Source organism: Yersinia sp. KBS0713 (assembly GCF_005937895.2).
Classification (GTDB): domain Bacteria; phylum Pseudomonadota; class Gammaproteobacteria; order Enterobacterales; family Enterobacteriaceae; genus Yersinia; species Yersinia bercovieri.
Map to the genome: position 1 here is coordinate 591713 of NZ_CP042173.1, position 14888 is coordinate 606600.

Here is a 14888-nt window from a genome sequence, read left to right on the forward strand (position 1 = left end):
CACCCTGTATTTGAAACTCATGGTAACCAAATAGTTAGGTGAGATTAGAGTAATTAAGAGTTAAGGAGTGTATGTGTTAGTCATTATTGGTTATCTGGTTGTCATTTTGACTGTTTTTGGTGGATTTAGTCTCGCAGGAGGAGAGCTTGCTGCGCTTTATCAACCAACGGAACTTTTGATTATCGGAGGCGCAGGTGTCGGTGCTTTTATTGTAGGTAATAATGGTAAATCAATAAAAGCGACCTTTAAAGCCTTCCCACATTTATTAAAAGGCTCAAGTTATACCAAGGTACTTTATATGGACCTTCTGGCGATGTTGTATCTGCTGCTGACCAAAAGTAGGCAGAATGGCATTATGACGCTGGAGAGTGATATTGAGGACCCGCAGAATAGTGCCATATTCTCTGCTTATCCGCGTTTACTTGCTGATCCAATGTTGATGACGTTTATTATCGACTATTTACGCATGATGGTCAGCGGGAGTATGAATTCTTTTGAAATAGAAGCATTGATGGATGAAGAAATTGAAACCTGTGAGCATGAACATGAAGTCCCCGCCCATAGTTTAAATGCTGTCGGTGATGCATTGCCTGCATTCGGTATTGTTGCGGCAGTAATGGGGGTGGTGAATGCATTAGCCGCAGCAGATCGTCCGGCCGCAGAGCTAGGCGAACTTATTGCTCATGCCATGGTGGGGACATTCCTGGGTATTTTGCTGGCCTATGGTTTTGTGTTGCCGCTAGCTTCCCTGTTGCGCCAAAAGAGCAGCGAAGAGATCAAAATGTTGCAGTGTATTCGAGTGACACTGCTCTCCAGTATGAATGGCTATGCACCACAGATCGCGGTTGAATTTGGCCGAAAAACGCTGTTCTCTCCTGAGCGCCCAACTTTCCTTGAACTGGAAGATCATGTCCGTGAGGCGAAATCCACCTCAAATAGCAATACCTCAAATAGCAATACCTCGGATAGCTCGTCATGAACAAATCTGTACAACCCGTCATTATTGTTCGCAAACGCAAACGGCATAAAGCTGAGCACCATGGTGGTTCATGGAAAATAGCTTATGCGGATTTTATGACAGCCATGATGGCTTTTTTTTTGGTGATGTGGCTGCTGTCGTCCTCGACTCCCTTACAACGTGAGCAAATTGCGGATTATTTCAAAACACCGCTCAAGCTGGGGATGGCACAAGGGGAGAGAGTCAGTCTGAGTGACAGCCCTATTCCTGGTGGTGGCGATGATTTTGCGAAACAAGAGGGGGAAGTATTCCGGCAGACACTGAACAAACTGGATGAGCGCAAGCAATCGCTGAATTTACAGCGTGCGCACCAAAAACTTAAAGACCTCATTAAGAATGATCCACGTCTGAGTAATTATAAATCGAATCTTAGACTTTCCCTGACCGAGGATGGATTACTTATCCAGGTCATTGATAGTCAAGAGCGCCCAATGTTCAAGGTCGGCAGCAAAGAGTTAGAACCTTATATGCGTGGGATCCTCCAGGCATTGGTTCCGGTGCTGAACGACCTGCCAAACAAAATCAGCCTGACAGGTCACACGGACTCATTGCCCTATGCTCGCGGAGAAGTGGGATACAGCAATTGGGAGCTTTCGGCTGATCGGGCCAATGCATCACGACAAACTCTGGTTGCCGGTGGATTGGCTGAAAATAAATTTCTGCGTGTGATAGGCACGGCAAACATGATGAATCTGGAAAATGTTAGGCCGGATGATCCTATCAACAGGCGCATCAGTATTTTAGTACTGAGCAAGAATAAGGAAAAAGACATTCTGGAAGAGGATACCGTTTTACAGAGTGTTTCAGATAATCAAGGGAGTGAGAAAATAATAACTGAACTGAAAATGATGTCGACTCGCGAAAAAACAGCGGAAATCGCAGTCGAAACAGACTCTGTTCAGACTAATTCTACACAGGAAAAGGTTGAACAAGATGGACGTGAGTGATTTTTACCAAACCTTTTTTGATGAAGCTGATGAATTATTGGCTGATATGGAAAGGCATCTTCTGGAGCTAGATTTCATTTCGCCAGATAAGGAAATGCTAAACGCGATATTTCGCGCTGCCCACTCAATAAAAGGGGGAGCAGGTACCTTTGGTTTTACGGTGTTGCAAGAAACAACGCACATACTGGAAAACTTGTTGGATGATGCCCGACGTGGGGAACTGCGGTTAAACAGTAACATCATTAATTTGTTTCTGGAGAGCAAAGACATTATGCAAGATCAACTTGATGCGTATAAATCCTCACAGGAACCTAACCAAGAAAGTTTCGAATATATTTGTAATGCCCTACGACTAATAGCGCTGGAAGAGAAGAATAGTAGTACCTCCGTGGTTGTACAGCCCGAGCAAAAAATAGCACGGATAGCTGAACCAAATTTCGCTTTTAATCTATTGACCGTTTCACTCAGTGATATTTCTGAAAGCGACAAAGTGGTGTTGCAAGAAGAGTTGGCAAACCTGGGTGAGGTGATCAGCATACAACCGCAGGCCAATGGGTTGCAGGTACATTTGCAAACTACGACATCAGCTGACGATATACTCGCGGTGTTGTGTTTCATTCTTGAACCTGAGCAGATTGTTATCACGGCAACTGAACCGGCGGCAGAAGATCATACTGAACAGAGCGAGCCGATGACGGCGGATGCGGAAGGTGCGACACCTACTATCTCCGCAAGTCAGCTTCCTAAAGAAGCTGCCGCGACCCCGAGTGAAAATCCCGCAGCGGTCACACCACCAAGACCAAAAGCAGCATCAAAAGCCCCGGCGTCTGAATCAAGCAGCCTTCGAGTCGCGGTGGAGAAAGTCGACCAAATCATTAACCAGGTCGGCGAACTGATCATTACTCAGGCCATGCTGTCACAGCTTTCAGCATCACTGGATCCCGCCTTGCATGACTCATTGATCAGCAGCATTGGTCAGATGGAGCGCAATGCACGGGATTTGCAGCAATCCGTGATGTCCATCCGGATGATGCCTATGGAGTATGTGTTCAGTCGCTTCCCGCGTCTGGTGCATGATCTGGGCGGCAAACTGAATAAAGAGGTTGAATTAACCTTAAAAGGCGGTTCTGCCGAGCTGGATAAGAGCTTGATTGAACGGATTATTGACCCGCTGACTCACTTGGTGCGCAACAGCCTGGATCATGGTATTGAGTCAACGGAGATCCGTCGAGAGAAAGGAAAACCGACTAAAGGCAATCTCACCCTTTCAGCAGAACATCACGGTGGCAGCATTGTGATCGAAGTGATCGATGACGGGGCTGGCCTGAATCGTGACAAAATCCTCGCCCGTGCACGTTCGCAAGGGATGGTGATTAACGAAAACTGGAGTGACGAAGAGATTTGGATGCTTATTTTTGCTGCCGGTTTCTCGACAGCAGAAAAGGTCACCGATGTTTCAGGCCGTGGTGTTGGCATGGATGTGGTGCGCAGAAATATTATGGCAATGGGCGGCCATGTCGAAATCCATTCAGTTGAGAATAAAGGCACGACCATTCGAATTATTTTACCGCTGACGTTGGCAATATTAGATGGTATGTCAGTACGAGTGGGCAATGAGATTTATGTTTTGCCGCTGGGAACAGTAATGGAATCGCTCAAGCCGTCTGAAAATGCACTGTATCGAATGGCGGGTAATGAATTGATGCTACAGGTCCGGGGTGAATATATGCCTCTGGTCGAACTACATCAGATATTCGATATCGTCAGCGATTCAACACTGGCCAATGAAGGAATTGCCGTTATTTTGCAAAGTGCAGGTTGCCGTTATGCACTGCTTGTCGATCAGCTAATTGGCCAACATCAAGTGGTGGTCAAAAACCTAGAGCTTAATTACCGTAAAGTGCCTGGTATATCGGCAGCGACCATATTGGGTGATGGCAGTGTCGCATTAATTTTGGACGTCGCCGCCTTGGTCACGCTTTGTAAAGATAAAACAGTGGCTGAAAAACAAAATTAACTTGAATCGATTGAATGAGGTAATTCAATGAACTTATCTGGAACAGAAAAACGAATGGGTGAACAAAATTCCGGCCAGGAATATCTGGTATTCACGTTAGGTAAGGAGGAGTATGGTATTGAAATCCTGAAAGTTCAGGAAATCCGTAGCTATGATCGTGTCACGCGTATTGCGAACACCCCAGATTTTATTACTGGCGTAACTAATCTTCGTGGTGTCATCGTACCTATCATTGATCTCAGAGTTAAATTCCAACTGCATTCTGCAGAGATCGATGAAAACACCGTTATCATTGTACTAAATTTGACCAGCCGTATTGTCGGTATTGTAGTTGATGGTGTTTCAGATGTACTCGCATTAACCGATGAACAAATTAGGCCTGCTCCTGACTTCTCTGTAACACTCTCCACTGAGTATTTATTGGGGTTAGGCACAGTTAACGAGCGTATGCTTATTCTGGTTGATATTGAGAAACTGCTCAACAGTGAGGAAATGGATCTTGTCGATCAAATCACTGAAACTATCCACGAATAATACGACTGTCCTACTCTTTATTTTTGGAAAAATAGGCCTCTATAATAATATAGCAGGCTAGAATACTCTGTTTATTATCTTAATGCTTATCGCATTCTTATCATGGGACTCTGTATCCATGATACTTCTATGCGGTATTTGGCAAACATAAGTTAATCACTTATGTTTGTTTTATTAACAGCAATAATTATAAAAGTGATAAGGGTGGTTATTTTGTTATATATTGTTAGTGTTAAAAAGATGATGAGATTTTATCTTGGCATGATTGTGCTATTTTTTATTTTTCTGGCTGGTCTCAGCCTAAAAATGTCTAGTGATGCCCGCGATAATTTTTCAGATACGGTCAGTCTACATACCCGAGTAAATTTGGTGCAACAGGCTCAATATAAATTGAGAACAGTTCGTGGTGAACTTGCCTCTCTTACAATGGCTGCGATGTCGAATCAGCCTATTGATCCAGCAAGAGTTAACGCCATACGTAATCATAATAAAGAGGTGCGGAGTATTGTTGAACAATGGATCCGCGAACCAAAAACATCAACTTATAATCAGGAGTTATCTGAGCGTGCCGGTGCTGTATTTGTTAAACTTCTGGACAATTACATGCGCTCTCTGGATAACTTACATCAGAGTGCTCAGATCATCAATGAATCTGATGCTCTTATGCATCAGCTTGAAGGTTTAAACCAAGAATATTTAAAAATATCTGCGGATCTTATCTCCTCTTACGAGAATAAAACCGAGTTATTGCACCGTGCGCTGATTGTCTCGTTGGTAATCATTTCCGGGCTATTTATCTTGCTGTATTTATCACTGTTCCGTTATATCACTCGAAATGTACTTGATCGTTTGGCTGAAGCATCAACTATTTTCTCTGAAATAAGCAAAGGACAGCTTGCCAAAAAAGTGCCGCAATATGGCAGTAATGAGATTGGTAAACTGTTTGTCAATATTGAGCTTATGCGAAAATCTTTGGCTGAAATAATATCAGGAGTCAAAGAGGCGGCAACTAATATCAAAAATAACTCAGTGGAGATCGCTGAGGGGAATAATGATTTATCTTCACGTACTGAAGAGCAGGCAAGTGCCTTGCAAGAAACAGCAGCCAGTATGGAGCAAATCAAGACCACCGTTGAGAATAATACTACCCATGCCCATGAAGCGAATAAGCTGGCCATGGACACTAAAGACATGGCGGATAGTGGCTCATTGATTATGGTCGATGTCGTTCACTCGATGGATACTATTGCCAATCATGCCAGCCAGATTTCCAATATTATTAAGGTGATCGACGGTATTGCTGGTCAAACTAATATTCTGGCGCTTAATGCTGCGGTTGAAGCTGCCCGTGCCGGTGAGCAGGGCCGAGGTTTTGCTGTAGTCGCAACTGAAGTTCGTAATTTGGCACAGAGAAGTGCAGATGCCGCTAAAGAGATTCGTGGTCTGATTGAGCACTCTGTTCATGATACTCAGACCGGGAGCAAGCGAGTAGACAGCGCTAAAAATACCATGACTGAGATTGTTGCCATGGTCAGTAAAGTGAGTGGTATTATGCAAGATATTACCCAAGCATCTGAGGAGCAGAGCATGGGTATTCGCCAGGTAGCCGTCGCTATTAATGAAATGGATGTGGTGACTCAGCAGAACTCGGCCTTGGTTGAAGAGTCTGCGACCATTACCGCATTGATGAATGAACAGACCATGGTAATGGAAGAGATGGTGTCAGTTTTTCAACTTAATGAAGCAGAATTATCCCGCTAATAAATTAATCCGATAGTCCCAGCGGCAGGATATATTCTGCCGCTTTTTTATTATGCCAATTTGCCCGATTCTCTGCATTAACACGACATCATGTTGATGTTCTGCATTAGTTAATCTCATTTCCCTCTTCTGCTATTACCGACATTAGATTTTTTGCTTATTGATTGATGTGGATTGGCCTCTGTCGATTCAATCTGATTAAGCGATGATTTCATATAGGTTCTTCCCGCCCGTTGTTCTACCTATTTCTGCAATAGCACAGTAAAATACCTGCATTAATATTATGGAATTGCCCAGTTATTGACAGGCTACGCGACATTTATATGCTAAAACGGGCTATAAAGTATAATGAATGGACAGTTTATGGATTCACTGTTTTTGGGGTTGCAGGAGAATACTCAATGTCCGTGAGAGTGTTACTTTTACTTCAATCTCATTTTCAAGTAAGAATTGAAATGCCGCACACTCATTATCTAAAATTAACTCGATGCGGGGATCTTCTCCTGTGTATTGGTTGACAATACTTTCGATATCTATCTTTATCTTATTCATTACATCATTAAGCAATATTTCTCTCTCGTCAGTCATGTTTTTCATGGTGTATCCTTTTTAGTGTAAAGATATCGCTGTTTTCCTGGCATGTTACTCACCAAGTCATCTCATATCTGTTGTGGTATTCAGTCAGCGGTGGTTATCCTAATAATGTTGATGAGGTTTATATGTTACTGCTTTTGAATTTTTATTTATGTGGGTGTGTTTGTCCTCTGGCTAAATAGCCAATTAAATCATAATGTACCTTCATTAAATATTCATTGACGTTTGTCATGCTGCTTTTTAATAAAAGAGAGTCAGAAAATAGACTGTTACACTAATAAGTTATGGGAGGATATTATTCTAAATAAAAACCCAGCCGATGAGGGCTGGGTTTAGGGGCTAAGAGGGTATTAAGAGTAATTAGCGCAGCAGGGACAGTACGTTCTGAGGTACCTGGTTTGCCTGGGCCAGTACACTGATACCCGCTGATTGCAGAATATTCGCACGGCTCATTTCAGATACTTCAGACGCGAAGTCGGCATCCAGGATACGTGAACGCGCATCCTGTAAGTTATTGACAGTGCTGTTCAGGTTACTGATAACAGAAGCAAAACGGTTCTGGGAAGCACCCAGGCTAGAACGTAGTCCATCAACCATCGATAATGCTTCATCAATCGTAGCTAACTGGGTGCTTGTTCCGCCAGCTATCATCTCCAGATCAGTATCACTTGCTGCCGTGCCCGCTGCAAATGTTACTTCTGTATCAGTAAAATTAAATGTAGTGTCTAAGTTAATGCTAACTTCTGTACCATCACTCTTTTGACCGATGGCAACAAAGCTGATATCGCCAGTCGTATCATCTGTAATCATATGGACTGTGCCTGAGCCGCCAACCCCGAATGCTTCCTCCTCCATAGCTGCAATGTCAGTAGCGGTTAAGGTCACTGAGACATCATCAGTACCATCCTTGCCCTCTAACGTCATGCCTGCAGACACTTGTTTGATGGTAAAACCTTCAACGCTGCTCTCTGAGGAGGCTACGTTAAAATCAGCCATATTCAGTGTGGTTGCGTCCATCTTGCTCAGGTCAATACTAATGGTCTGGCCATCGTTGGAACCCACCTGAATGCTTAGTGACTGGTCTTTACTCAGTACTTTTACACCGTTGAATTCAGTCTGTTCAGAGATACGGTTGATTTCTGCCAGACGTGCATCGATTTCATCCTGAATTGACTGACGGTCAGAATCGGAGTTGGTGCCATTCTGCGCCTGTAAGGTCAGTCGACGGATATTTTGCAGGTTATCGTTAACCTCATTCAGGGCACCTTCAGTGGTCTGCGCAAGAGAAATACCATCATTGGCGTTACGTGAAGCCTGGCTTAGACCGTTGATGCTCGCTGTGAAGCGGTTGCTGATCGCCTGACCCGCAGCATCATCTTTCGCGCTGTTAATACGTAGACCTGAAGAGAGACGCTCAATTGCGGTACCCAGTGAAGACTGAGATTTATTTAAGTTATTTTGTGCTACCAAGCTCAGTGAGTTGGTGTTAATGACTTGTGCCATGAAATTGCCTCATATATTTATAGATTAACACTGCAATACTTTTGCAATATAACTATGCGTGTTTCGTTCGCATGTTAAATATATCGGCATTAAAAAAAACATCTAAATGCCTTGTGGCAAATTTTTTCGTTTTTTTTTGAATTTAATATGCGGCGTGGTTGTTTCTCTTTATACGCTAATTTATTAATTTGACGGCTAAAATAGCCAAATTGCATAAGTGCCTACACTAATGGCGGTAATTTGACGGTTAGCCTATTGATGGTGAAGCGCAATTGACTAAATATCTAAATCTATTTGTTGAAAAGAGCGTGAGCGTGTTTTTTTACGGATATTGGGTTGATGAGTTAGTGACAAAAAATTAAACTTTATCGGATTAAAACCGATAGCTAATAGAGAAGTGCAAATAAAATAAGATAAATTCTATATAGGAGAATTTAATGGCAACTTTATCATCATTGGGTATCGGCTCTGGCATAGACACTGCGAGCATGCTCGAACAGATCAGGGCGGGGGAGCAGACACGTCTGGCACCCTATACCAGTCTGCAAACCAGTTATAAGTCAAAAATTTCTGCCTGGGGACAAATCTCCAGCTCACTGTCTGCATTGCAAAGTAGCGTTAAAAAACTGACTGGCGATGCATTTAACACTTTAACTGTCAGTTCAAATAAGGCCTTTACTGCAACAGCAACATCTGATGCCAATGCAGATAGTCATGTGGTGACGATTAATCAGCTGGCAACGGCACACAAACTCAGGACCGAAGGGTTTCAGAGCGCTGATGACCGGCTGGGTGATCAAGCTGGAGGTACTCGGACTATTACCATTACCACAGGAAATGGTAACACAACGAGCGTTGAGCTGAAGGATGATCAAACCTCTCTGAACCAAATCAAGGATGCTATTAACAAGCAGGATAGTGATGTTACTGCTTCAGTGCAGCGCACGGATGATGGCTATCAGTTGGTACTGACGTCAAAAAACACCGGTTCTGATGGCGAAATGTCGGTGAGTGTCACGGGTGACGATCAATTGGGTGGCATATTAAACACCCAAAACGGCGGTAATGATCCGGAAGGCACTTCGAATGGTGATGCCATGACATCGGTTAGTGCGGCTCAAGATGCCAAACTCAGTGTTGATGGCAGTGAATATACCCGCTCGACAAATAACATCTCCGACATCATTACGGGTGTGACACTGGTACTGAAAAGTGAATCGGAAGAGGGAAAATCAGAGCAGCTGACGCTAACGAGAGATTCGTCAGCCATCAAGTCTGGCGTCAAGGACTTTGTTGAGAAGTACAATGCCCTGCTTAATCTGACGAGCGCAGCCAGCAAGTATGTGCCTAACGAGACCTCAGGTTTAACTGACTCAGATGTCGCTACCCAGAATAGCCAGAATGGTGCGCTGATGGGTGACTCCACCTTGCGTGGCCTGGTGAGTGAATTTCGTTCTGCAGTCAATGGTGTTTATGGTGATTCGTCAGACGATTATGGTTCACTCGCTGATTTAGGGATCAAAATCGATGCTGCCACCGGGCAAATGACCCTGAATGAAGGCAAGTTAGATGAAGCCATCGCCAATAATCCCGATGGTATCGCTAATATGTTTATTGGTCGTGGCGATAATGAGGGCTTGGCAACATCGCTGAACTCGATGATTACCAACTATGTTGGGGATACAGATAAAAAGATTGATGGAGTCATCAAGGCATCCACGACCAGTCTTGATTCGCAAGTCAAATTGATGACGACCCAAATTGAAAAGACCCAAAAGCTCATTGACTCACAGGTGGAGCGTTACCGGGCGCAGTTCCAGAATCTCGATAGCACTATGTCAAAACTTAATAACCTGAGTAACCAGCTAGGATCTATCTTGGCGTCGCTCTAGGTTATTCAGCTTAATTTGGCAGGAGATGAAGGTCTTCTGCCAATCTATTACGGAGAAAATATGTATTCAAATCCGGGGATTAAAGCCTACGCCCGAGTTGGCCTGGAGAGTCAATTGGCGGGGGCGTCACCTCATCAGTTAATTTCGATGCTGTTGGATGGTGCCCTTAATGCAGTGCTACGAGCAAAAATATATTTTGAAAATGGAAATATTGCAAAGCGTGGGGAGATGATATCCAAAGCGATTAATATTATCGATAATGGATTGCGAGCCTCATTGAACCATGAGAAAGGACAGAATATCGCACAGGACCTTGAACGCTTATATGATTATATGTCAAGGACTTTGCTTCAGGCCAATCTACACAACTCACCTTCAGAACTCACCAGCATCAGCGAAATATTAACGAACCTTGCCAATACATGGAAGGAGATTGAACCTAAGGAATCACAGAAAAAAAATGGTTAATAAACTATCAGAAGATTACGAAAATATTTATAAATTAAATTTGAACCTATTAGATATGGTTAAGGAAGGAAAGTGGACGGAGTTTATTGAATTAGCTGAGGTTTATATTGTTAATTTGCAGGCTCTTATTGAAACGCAACCGACAGAGATGATACCAGATGAGAAGAAAAGTTTGGGTATGATTATAACCAGTTTGCTTGAAAATGAAGATGAAATAACGAAAGTGCTCGAAGAGCGTCTTGATGTATTAAAGCAGGATATATCTTCTTTGTATCAGGGACAGAAGTGCAATAAGGCTTACCTATCACAATTTACCTCTATCTACCATTAATCCCAAAAAAGGCTATTTTGAAAATAAAATAGCCTTAACTTTCTTTTACTCTTTGATGCATTGGCAATTAGCCCAATGCTACCTTCCTATTTACCCACTCTTGCTGACGCAATGATACTCTTGTATTTGAAATTTTTTACCCAGTTAATTATTAACGATAATTAATGGTCAGTTGATTGCTTACCACATTAAGGGGAGGAAAGAGCTGCCCTCGGCTCTCTACTGAATAGATAAAATAGAAAGGCCCCTGAGCGGTGAATGATGTGTCGAGGCTCTTTTGCCCGGAGAGTGAATCCAGCAAGATACAGCTTTTCTGGCTGCACAATTTTATTTGTAATCCTGGTGGGGCAGCAGAGAGCAGTGTAATACGCCATGCAATACGGTGTAACGTCGCGCCAGGCGGAAACGCCGGTGTTAATGGGCGGCTCGCCAATGTTTGCCCCCCGACACTGACAACCCCACCGGCAGCACTGCCACTCCACGAGCCACTGACAGCAGAAGCCATCAGTGGGAATATGCTCAAAGACAGCACCGTTATTAACGATGAGCACTTCATTCTTTTCCACCAATAATATATGACATGCGTACAGTGCGATTGTTGCTGATTTCCTGGTTGGATAATACCGCGAGTTGAGGGAACGCCCGACGCAGGAAACGTGACAGCATGAAACGTAAAGGTTGGTTGACCAGCAGTACCAACGGTGCAGCTATCGCATCTTGTTGCAAAATGGCTTTCTCAGTTTGCCGCATGATGTTATCGGCGATACCGGGTTCTATCGCACTGCCACTTTGGGTCGCCTGAATGAGAAGTCTTTCGAGATTAAGGTCTAATCCGATCACTTGAATTTCATCATTGCCAGGGAACCACTTCTGGGTGATAGCTCGTCCCAGTCTGATACGCACTTGTGCGGTGAGTTCATCAGGGTCAGTTTGGACCGCTGAGCATTCGGCAAGCGTATCAATTATCGTTCTGATATCACGAATCGAAATGCGTTCGGCCAATAAGTTCTGCAAGACCTTATGGAAGATGGTCAGAGAGATGATGCCTGGAATAAGGTCTTCAACCAATTTAGGCATATCTTTAGTTAGACGATCCAGTAATTGCTGGGTCTCCTGACGGCCAAATAGTTCATCGGTATGGGTTGAGATTAAATGATTCAAGTGCGTGGCAATAACTGAGCTTGGATCAACAACAGTGTAGCCGAGTGTTTGGGCTTGTTCGCGCAGCACCTCGTCAATCCATACTGCTGGTAAACCAAAGGCAGGATCTTGGCAAGCCTCACCGGCCAACTCCCCATCGGCGCAGCCAGGATTGATCGCCATCCAGCGTTCTGGCTGTATTTCTCCGCGACCAATTTCCACGCCTTTCAATAGGATACGATAGTCTGTCGGTGCTAAATCCAAATTATCACGAATATGTACAGCAGGTGGCAGGAAGCCCATTTCCTGAGCAAACTTCTTACGGATGCCGCGAATTCGTGTCAATAACTGACCATTTTGCTCACTGTCTACCATGGGGATCAAGCGGTAGCCCACTTCCAAGCCTAGAACATCTTCGTGCTGTACATCAGACCATGAGGCTTCACTGACTTGCGCGGCCTGTGCCTCCGCTTTACTCGACGTTTTATCTTCCTTGCTCATTGCCCGCTTACTGCCAGTCGGATCAGCTAATTGGCGGCCGCGCATCCACCAGGCAAGGGCCAGTAGCCCCACGGTAAACAGCAGGAACACAAAGTTTGGCATACCAGGGATGATCCCGAGCAGGCCGGTAACGCCAGCTGCCAGCACCATAACCTGTGGGTTATTAAACAGCTGGCTTACCATCTGTTCACCCACATCCTGATCGGTGGCAACGCGTGTAACAATAACCCCTGCGGCAGTTGAAATAATCAAACCTGGGATCTGAGCGACCAAGCCATCACCGATCGTCAGCAGAGTGTAGGTTCCCGCTGCCTCAGAAAACGACATGTCGTGTTGTAGAATGCCAATGAACAGGCCGCCAATGACGTTAATCGCCATAATCAGCAAGCCTGCGATGGCATCACCGCGCACAAATTTACTGGCGCCATCCATTGAACCATAGAAGTCAGCTTCTTGGGTGACATCGCTACGGCGGCGTTTTGCCTCTTCTTCGCCAATAATTCCCGCATTCAGATCGGCATCGATAGCCATCTGTTTACCGGGCATACCATCAAGCACAAAACGAGCGCCGACTTCAGCAATACGCCCGGCCCCTTTGGTGATGACCATAAAGTTGATGATGATTAAAATCACAAAAACAATAATACCAATGGCAAAGTTACCGCCAACCAAGAAATGGCCAAAGGCATCGATCACTTGGCCGGCAGCCCCATCCCCCGTGTGACCATACATGAGGATAATACGGGTCGAGGCAATGTTTAACGCCAGACGCAATAGGGTAGCAAACAGCAAAACAGTAGGAAATGCTGCGAATTCCAGTGTCTTTTGCGTAAACATAGCCACCAACAAAATCATCAGGGAGAGCACGATGTTGAAGGTGAATAATAGATCCAGAATAAACGGCGGCAGAGGCAATATCATCATCGCCAAAATGGTCAAGATTAATACTGGGCCTGCCAGTATTTGCCACTGCGTTTGTTTAAAATCCGGTAGATGTAATTTGGTGGCTAAATTGGCCATCACTCTTTACTCTCTTGTGCAAAATCCAGTGCGGCAGGCACAGGAAGATTTTCAGGTTTTTTAGGACGTATTCCGTTGCCTTTTCGCCAGCGTTTTATGCTGTATACCCAGGCTAAAACTTCGGCGACCGCGCCATACAATTCTGTTGGGATCTGTTCCCCTATCTCGCAATGACGATACAGGGCACGTGCCAGCGGCGGTGCTTCAAGCATTGGAATGCGATGCTTAAGGGCCTCTTCTCGAATGCGTAATGCAACCTCGCCAGCACCTTTGGCCAACATCGTAGGGGCTAACATTCCACCCTCTTTATAGCTAAGGGCGATGGAATAATGAGTGGGGTTATTGACAATGACATCGGCATTGGGAATATCACTCATCATTCGCTGGCTTGCGGCTAAACGTTGGAGTTGCTTGATCCGGCCTTTTAAGTGCGGATCCCCCTCCTGCTGTTTAAATTCATCGCGTATTTCTTGGCGACTCATACGTAACTTTTTAAGATTGCTCATTATCTGGTAGAAGACGTCATAACCCACAAGTGGGATCAGTGCCAAAATAACCATCAATAAACATCCAGAAATAATGGTTCGCGCATCCTTTAAGGCGATATTTATCGGCTCGTAAATAAGCTGGATCATATGTGCTTTATTACCCAAGATAAAAATGGCACAGGCAGAACCAACCAGCATTACTTTCAGGATGCTTTTTAATAACTCGGACACCATTTGTGTCGAAAACATACGTTTTAATCCGGATAAGGGATTCAAACGCTTGAGATCTACTTTTAATGACTTGCCACTTAAATTCAGCCCACCGAGCAGCATCGGTGATGCAATACCGGTTACAAATAGGCCGAGTAAGATGGGTAGCACCGAAAAAATAGCCATCTTAAACAGCTCATAGACCCGGATAAGCATCACGTCAGTATCAAGTACGATCAATCGGTCAAACATCAGTCCGTTATGCAGCAACTGGACAAGTTTCCCGGCAACATGATTGCCACCAATTAGAATCAGAGACCATCCTGCCAATAGCATCAGTATTGAGGTTAACTCTTTTGAACGCGGAATTTGCCCATCTTCACGCGCTTTTGAGCGTCGCTGGGGGGTGGGTTCCTCTGTTTTTTCTACATCACTTTCTTCGGACATGGGCTCGACTAAACAAA

The 14888-nt window shown here is 44.4% G+C and carries 13 protein-coding genes; 8 read left to right on the plus strand and 5 right to left on the minus strand.

The window, feature by feature from the left end; translation table 11 throughout:
* Positions 1–73: 73 nt before the first annotated feature.
* From motA to FFE93_RS02825, 5 genes are all read left to right on the plus strand, one after another.
* Positions 74–979, plus strand: coding sequence for a flagellar motor stator protein MotA (gene motA, locus FFE93_RS02805; RefSeq protein WP_049602666.1), 906 nt, complete (start codon positions 74–76; stop codon positions 977–979).
* Complete coding sequence (gene motB, locus FFE93_RS02810; RefSeq protein ID WP_071984880.1) at positions 976–1965, plus strand: flagellar motor protein MotB; 990 nt, start codon at positions 976–978, stop codon at positions 1963–1965. Before motA ends, motB begins: the two co-directional genes overlap by 4 nt.
* Positions 1952–3982: a chemotaxis protein CheA gene (gene cheA / locus FFE93_RS02815; RefSeq protein WP_138774748.1), complete on the plus strand. Its 2031-nt coding sequence runs from the start codon at positions 1952–1954 to the stop codon at positions 3980–3982. Before motB ends, cheA begins: the two co-directional genes overlap by 14 nt.
* A gap of 27 nt (positions 3983–4009) precedes the next feature.
* Entirely contained in the window at positions 4010–4516 is a 507-nt protein-coding gene (gene cheW, locus FFE93_RS02820; protein WP_005270992.1) for a chemotaxis protein CheW, read from the plus strand.
* Between the two features lie 240 nt (positions 4517–4756).
* Positions 4757–6277: a methyl-accepting chemotaxis protein gene (locus FFE93_RS02825; protein WP_032896552.1), complete on the plus strand. Its 1521-nt coding sequence runs from the start codon at positions 4757–4759 to the stop codon at positions 6275–6277.
* Between the two features lie 369 nt (positions 6278–6646).
* On the opposite strand, the gene FFE93_RS02830 is transcribed toward FFE93_RS02825, so the two are convergent.
* Entirely contained in the window at positions 6647–6874 is a 228-nt protein-coding gene (locus FFE93_RS02830; RefSeq protein ID WP_005270996.1) for a hypothetical protein, read from the minus strand.
* Between the two features lie 357 nt (positions 6875–7231).
* Complete coding sequence (locus FFE93_RS02835; protein ID WP_005270998.1) at positions 7232–8374, minus strand: FliC/FljB family flagellin; 1143 nt, start codon at positions 8372–8374, stop codon at positions 7232–7234.
* Positions 8375–8811: 437 nt separating this feature from the next.
* Between FFE93_RS02835 and fliD the strand changes: the two genes are divergently transcribed.
* The 3 genes from fliD to FFE93_RS02850 are packed head-to-tail and all read left to right on the plus strand — an operon-like array spanning position 8812 to position 11065.
* Complete coding sequence (gene fliD / locus FFE93_RS02840; protein WP_057648125.1) at positions 8812–10266, plus strand: flagellar filament capping protein FliD; 1455 nt, start codon at positions 8812–8814, stop codon at positions 10264–10266.
* Positions 10267–10326: 60 nt separating this feature from the next.
* Positions 10327–10734: a flagellar export chaperone FliS gene (gene fliS / locus FFE93_RS02845; protein ID WP_005271008.1), complete on the plus strand. Its 408-nt coding sequence runs from the start codon at positions 10327–10329 to the stop codon at positions 10732–10734.
* Positions 10727–11065, plus strand: coding sequence for a flagellar protein FliT (locus tag FFE93_RS02850; RefSeq protein ID WP_233420391.1), 339 nt, complete (start codon positions 10727–10729; stop codon positions 11063–11065). Before fliS ends, FFE93_RS02850 begins: the two co-directional genes overlap by 8 nt.
* 151 nt (positions 11066–11216) lie before the next feature.
* Here FFE93_RS02850 and FFE93_RS02855 read toward each other — a convergent pair whose 3' ends face one another.
* From FFE93_RS02855 to flhB, 3 genes are read right to left on the minus strand one after another with little or no spacing between them, the layout of a single operon-like run.
* Positions 11217–11597, minus strand: coding sequence for a flagellar protein FlhE (locus FFE93_RS02855; RefSeq protein WP_233420392.1), 381 nt, complete (start codon positions 11595–11597; stop codon positions 11217–11219).
* Between the two features lie 20 nt (positions 11598–11617).
* A complete protein-coding gene (gene flhA / locus FFE93_RS02860) occupies positions 11618–13726 on the minus strand; it encodes a flagellar biosynthesis protein FlhA (protein WP_005271018.1) in 2109 nt (702 codons plus the stop codon).
* On the minus strand, positions 13726–14871 hold the full coding sequence (flhB, locus tag FFE93_RS02865) for a flagellar biosynthesis protein FlhB (protein WP_032896479.1): 1146 nt from the start codon (positions 14869–14871) through the stop codon (positions 13726–13728). The genes flhA and flhB overlap by 1 nt, the downstream gene beginning before the upstream one ends.
* Positions 14872–14888: the final 17 nt, after the last annotated feature.